This window comes from Herbaspirillum sp. B65, assembly GCF_000333555.1.
Taxonomy (GTDB): Bacteria; Pseudomonadota; Gammaproteobacteria; order Burkholderiales; family Burkholderiaceae_D; genus Herbaspirillum; species Herbaspirillum rubrisubalbicans.
In genome coordinates this window covers 1-5,031 of the sequence record NZ_BADI01000424.1, presented here as the reverse complement: position 1 = coordinate 5,031, position 5,031 = coordinate 1, and the positions used below count along the sequence as shown (strand labels likewise).

Below are 5,031 nucleotides of genomic sequence, written 5' to 3'. Positions count from 1 at the left end.
GGGTTTCCGGGGCATTGAGGATCAAGGGCTGCGCCGCCAGCCAGGTCGGCGTCACCACCCGCGGTGCGTGCCACGCCGCCGGCACGAAAGCCATCACCGGATCACGCCGCCAGGGCTTCACCGTCAAGCCCCCCACGGGCGACTGCGGCAAGGCCACCAGGCCGACGTCCAGGCTGCCCTCGACCAGTTGCGACAGGGTTTCCTGCGAGGTCAGGATGTGGATCTGCACATCGATGCCAGGATGGCTCTGTCCCAGTCGCTCCAGCACCTGCGGCAGCAGATAGGCGATGGCCCCGGTGGAGGCCCCCAGGCGCACCCGCCCAGCCAGGCCCTGCACCTGCCGCCCCACTTCTTCCAGCGCCTGTTCGGCCGCCGCCAACAACTGGCGTGCGCGCGCCACCAAGGTCGCTCCTATCCCCGAAGGCCGGACCTGACTGCGCTGGCGCAACAGCAACGGCGCGCCGATGCGCTCTTCCAGTTCACTGATGTGCAGGCTCACCGTGGGCGGTGCCAGGTGCAAGGCGCGTGCGGCAGCGGCAAAGGAACCCAGATCGGCGATGGCGACCAGGGTGCGCAGGCGGTCCAGGCTCAATTCACGCATGACAAGACTCCCGGGGACAAGAACGTTGATTCAGAAAAGCTGAACGATCTCTTTGTGATATTCAACTTTTCCAATTATACGATCGGGCGCACCATGCAACTCACTGGTCAACCCCGCCGCTTTCATCGGCGCAACCCTTCCTGCACTGGAGCACAGCGTGAGCACTCTTCCCCTCATCTTCATCGACGGCGACCAAGGCACCACCGGTCTGCAGATCCACCAACGCCTGCGCGGTCGCACCGACCTGCGCGTGCTGACCCTGCCGCCAGCCGAGCGCAAGGAGGCGCGGCGCCGCGCCGAAGCCATCAATAGCGCCGACATCGCCCTGCTGTGCCTGCCCGACGCCGCCGCCCGCGAAGCGGTGGCGCTGATTGAAAATCCCAAGGTCCGTGTCATCGATGCCAGCTCGGCCCATCGCACCAGCCCAGGCTGGGTGTATGGCTTCCCCGAAATGGCACCCGGCCAGGCCGAGGCCATCGCCAGCGCGCAGCGCATCAGCAATCCCGGCTGCTATCCGACCGGTGCCATTGCGCTGTTGCGTCCGCTGGTGCAAGCCGGCCTGGTGCCGTCCGACTATGCGCTGGCCATCCATGCAGTCTCCGGCTATTCGGGCGGCGGTCGTGCCCAGGTGGAACAGTACGAAGGCCCGCAAGCGGCCAGCGCCGCGCCTTTCGTGACATATGGCCTGGGCCTGGCGCACAAGCATCCGCCGGAAATGCAATTGCACGCCGGCCTGTCGCAGCGCCCCATATTCGTGCCGTCCTATGGCGCCTTCAGCCAAGGCATCGTGCTGTCCATCGCCTTGCATCAACGCCTGCTGCCGGCACCGGCCAGCCTGGAGCGCCTGCGCGCCGTGCTGCAGGCGCATTACGCCGGGGCGCGCCACGTCCACGTGCTCGATGCCGAACAAAGCGCTGCCACGGCCCAGCTCGATCCAACCCGCCACAACGGCAGCAACGACATGACGCTGGGCGTGTTCGGCAATGCCACCGAAGGCCACATCCTGCTGTGCGCGGTATTCGACAACCTGGGCAAGGGCGCCTCGGGCGCAGCCGTGCAGAACCTGGACTTGCTGCTGGGCGCTCATTGACTCGCTTATTGCTTACGCAAAAAGCAAGCAAAACAAGCTTGACCAGCAAGGCACGCCCTCCAGGCAACGCCTTGCGTCAAGCCATTGACTCGTAAAATCTGGTAAAACCTTGATATCCTGCACGGCAGGATCGTTCAGGCTGTGGCATCATTGCGCACTTGATTCGCCACCCAGACAGCAGGCGTCGGTCATGGCAGAACTTGCCGCCGCCCCGCTTCCAAGCAAGATGTCCACCACCCTAGGCGCCATCGCGTGCAAGTATCTCGACGCGACCATCAAACTGACTCCGGTATTGCGTACTGACGGCAAATGGACGGCCTTCGTCCATATCGACTTACCGGACCGCACCACCCACGAGTTCGGTGATTTCAAGCCGGGCAATTCCAAGATGGAAGCCCTGCAGAACGCCGTCACCGCGGCCGAGCATTACATTGTCGAACGCAAGAAAAAGTAAGTTTTACAGCCCCTGGTGGCCCACCTAAAAAAACGGCCTGCATCCTCGCAGGCCGTGGTATCGGGCTATTACGGCAAGCGCTTCAATTCATCTTGACCCCGGCCGCCTCGCTTTCCTTATAGATCGCCTCGATCAATTCGGGCCCCACGCGCGTGGCCATGGACTTGTGTACCGGCAGCAGCGCACGGCGCCATTGGGCCTTCTCTTCTTCGCTCAAGGTATAGACCTTGGTCTTGCCGCTGGCCTTGATGGCAGCCAGGGCATCGTCGTTTTCTTTCTGAGCGATGTTGTTGGCGTAGATGGTCGCTTCCTTCATCGCCCCTTCCAGTTGCGTGCGCACATCTGCCGGCAAGGCATCCCAGAACTTCTTGTTGACGATCACCGCGTAACCGATATACCCATGATCGGACACCGTCAGGTTGGACTGCACCTCATACATCTTCTGCGTATAGATATTGGAGGGTGTGTTCTCGCTGCCATCGACCACCCCGGTCTGCATCGCCTGGTACACCTCGGAAAACGCCAGCACCTGCGGATTGGCCTTGAGCGCCCGGAACTGTTCATCCAGCACCTTGGAAGACTGGATGCGCATCTTCAGCGCGCGGAAGTCGGCCACCTGGTGCAAGGGACGGTTGGCCGTCATCACCTTCATGCCGTTATCCCAATAGGCCAGGCCCTTGATGCCCCGGCTTTCCAGGCGCTGGAACAGACCCTGCCCGATCGGCCCTTCGGTAACACGCTTCAAGACCGCCTTGTTGGGGAAGATGTAAGGCAGGTCGAACACCTCGAACTCCTTGGCCCCCAGCGGTCCGAACTTGGCCAGCGAAGGCGCCAGCATCTGCACCGAACCCAGTTGCAGGGCTTCCAGTTCTTCCTTGTCCTTGTAGAGCGTGCTATTGGGATAGACCTCGACCTTGACGCGGCCCTTGGTGGCTTTCTCGGCCAGTTCCTTGAAGCGTTCCGCGCCCTTGCCCTTGGGCGTGTCATTGGCCACCACGTGGCTGAACTTGATGACGATGGTGGACTGGGCCAGCGCGACCTTGGCCGCCAGCGGCAAGGTCAGCGTGGCAAAGACGCAGGCGGCCAGTGCCGCGCGCCGTGGGATGATGGTCATGCGTGTCTCCTCTGGTTGAAGCCAGCAGGCCGATGACCTCAGCCCTTTGGCGTTAGGGCCTGTTCACATTTAATCTGCGAGATTAAATGTGAACANGCCCTAAAAGACGATCAGGTCGCGCAAGCCCTCCCCGCTGTGCAACCGATCGAAACCGCGATTGATGTCGGCCAGCGCCAGGCGCTGGCCCATGAGCTTGTCCACCGGCAGCTTGCCCGCCTGGTACAGGCCGATGTAGCGCGGGATGTCGCGCACCGGCACGCAGGAGCCGATATAGCTGCCCTTGACGGTCCGTTCCTCGGCCACCAGGCTGACCTGCTGCAAGGCCCAGTTCTGATTCGGTGCCGGCAGGCCGGCGGTGACCGTCATGCCGCCGCGCCGGGTCATGCGATAGGCCGCTTCCATGGCCTGTACCGAGCCGGCCATCTCGAAGGCGTAATCGACGCCCCCCTTGGTGAGCGCCTTGACCTTCTCCACCGCGTCCGGATCACGGGCGTTGACGGTGGCCGTGGCGCCGAGCGCACGCGCCACTTCCAGCTTGCTATCGTGCAGATCGACCGCGATCACCTCGCGCGCGCCCGAGGCCAGCGCCCCCAGCATGGCGCACAGCCCCACCCCGCCCAGGCCCAGCACCGCAGCCGTGGTCCCGGCCTTGATCTCGGCCGTATTGACCGCCGCGCCCACCCCGGTCAGCACCGCGCAACCGAACAAGGCCGCCTCCACCGGATCGATATCGGCCTCGATCTTCACGCAGGAGCGGCGCGACACCACCGCGTGATCGGCAAAGGCCGACACCCCGAGATGGTGATGCACGTGCCCGCTGCCATCATGCAAGCGGCGCTGGCCGCTCAGCAATTGGCCCACCGTATTGGTCGCCGCGCCGGGCTCGCACAGCGCCGGGCGGCCTTCCATGCAGGGCAAGCAATGGCCGCAACTGGGCACGAACACCAGCACCACCAGATCGCCCACACGCAGGTCGGACACGCCGCTGCCCACCTGCACCACCTCGGCCGAGGCCTCATGTCCCAACGCCATGGGCACCGGACGAGGACGCACGCCAGTGATGACCGACAGGTCGGAGTGGCACAGGCCGGCTGCCTTCATCTTCACCAGCACTTCACCGGGGCCGGGTGGATCAAGGTCGAGTTGCTCGATCTTCAGCGGCTGGCTCACCGCAAACGGGTGGGCCTCGGTCGTCTGGCGCAGCACGGCGGCATGGATCTTCATGGTGTCGTCTCCCTCCTGGTTGGAAAACGCCTAGGTTACACGAGCCCCGGCCGGCTCAATCCGCGCTCAATCAAACCAACGCCCGGCCACGCGCAGGAATTGTTCAGCCTGCAGGATCACCGGCTTGTCGATCATCCTGCCCTTGAACGAAATGGCAGCGCCATCGCTGGCACGCACCGCCGCCATCACTTCCTCAGCCCAGGCCAGTTCCTGCTCGCTGGGCATGAAGCCGTGCCGGACCCCGGCCACCTGACGCGGGTGGATGCACAACTTGGCGCCGAAGCCCAGGCGCCGCGCCCGCTGCACCATGCGCTTGGCCAGTTCAGTACACAGTGTTCCTACCGGACAGCCGTGCTTCATGATCTTGGATTGATTGACGAGCAGGATCTGGATAAAGCTGCGGATGCGGNAGGCTGGCTGTTCATCCTGCATTTCCCAGCGCTCAAGCAGGCTCTGGCGTTGCGTCAGCCGCAAACCGATCACGGCCGAGAGGATGTCATCCTTGCTTTTGAAATGATGATAGAAGTTGCCACGCGAGATTCCTACCG

At 63.6% G+C, this 5,031-nt stretch carries 6 protein-coding genes; 2 read left to right on the top strand and 4 right to left on the bottom strand.

The window, feature by feature from the left end; genetic code table 11:
* The coding region (locus tag I5W_RS10180) for a LysR family transcriptional regulator (RefSeq protein ID WP_044529127.1) at positions 1-601 on the bottom strand (601 nt) is incomplete at its 3' end.
* Between the two features lie 157 nt (positions 602-758).
* On the opposite strand from I5W_RS10180, the gene argC reads away from it, so the two are divergent.
* Positions 759-1,691, top strand: coding sequence for an N-acetyl-gamma-glutamyl-phosphate reductase (gene argC / locus I5W_RS10175; protein WP_044529126.1), 933 nt, complete (start codon positions 759-761; stop codon positions 1,689-1,691).
* 190 nt (positions 1,692-1,881) lie between these two features.
* Positions 1,882-2,145 (top strand): hypothetical protein, encoded by a 264-nt coding sequence (locus tag I5W_RS10170; protein WP_044529125.1) that lies wholly within the window; start codon positions 1,882-1,884, stop codon positions 2,143-2,145.
* Positions 2,146-2,227: 82 nt separating this feature from the next.
* Here the strand turns inward: I5W_RS10170 and I5W_RS10165 are convergent, their stop codons facing one another.
* The 3 genes from I5W_RS10165 to I5W_RS33315 all read right to left on the bottom strand — a co-directional run bounded on the left by I5W_RS10165 (position 2,228) and on the right by I5W_RS33315 (position 5,023).
* Complete coding sequence (locus I5W_RS10165; RefSeq protein WP_017450228.1) at positions 2,228-3,259, bottom strand: TRAP transporter substrate-binding protein; 1,032 nt, start codon at positions 3,257-3,259, stop codon at positions 2,228-2,230.
* Positions 3,260-3,358: 99 nt separating this feature from the next.
* Positions 3,359-4,483 (bottom strand): zinc-dependent alcohol dehydrogenase family protein, encoded by a 1,125-nt coding sequence (locus tag I5W_RS10160; protein WP_044529124.1) that lies wholly within the window; start codon positions 4,481-4,483, stop codon positions 3,359-3,361.
* Positions 4,484-4,549: 66 nt separating this feature from the next.
* The gene (locus I5W_RS33315) at positions 4,550-5,023 is read right to left on the bottom strand and encodes a hypothetical protein (protein WP_441294726.1); all 474 of its coding nucleotides are present in this window, start codon (positions 5,021-5,023) and stop codon (positions 4,550-4,552) included.
* Positions 5,024-5,031 lie beyond the last annotated feature (8 nt).

Excerpts from the sequence above, each read along its gene's own strand:
- I5W_RS10170 (WP_044529125.1), top strand. The coding sequence starts at position 1,882 with ATGGCAGAACTTGCCGCCGCCCCGCTTCCAAGCAAGATGTCCACCACC.
- I5W_RS10165 (WP_017450228.1), bottom strand. The coding sequence starts at position 3,259 with ATGACCATCATCCCACGGCGCGCGGCACTGGCCGCCTGCGTCTTTGCC.
- I5W_RS10160 (WP_044529124.1), bottom strand. The coding sequence starts at position 4,483 with ATGAAGATCCATGCCGCCGTGCTGCGCCAGACGACCGAGGCCCACCCG.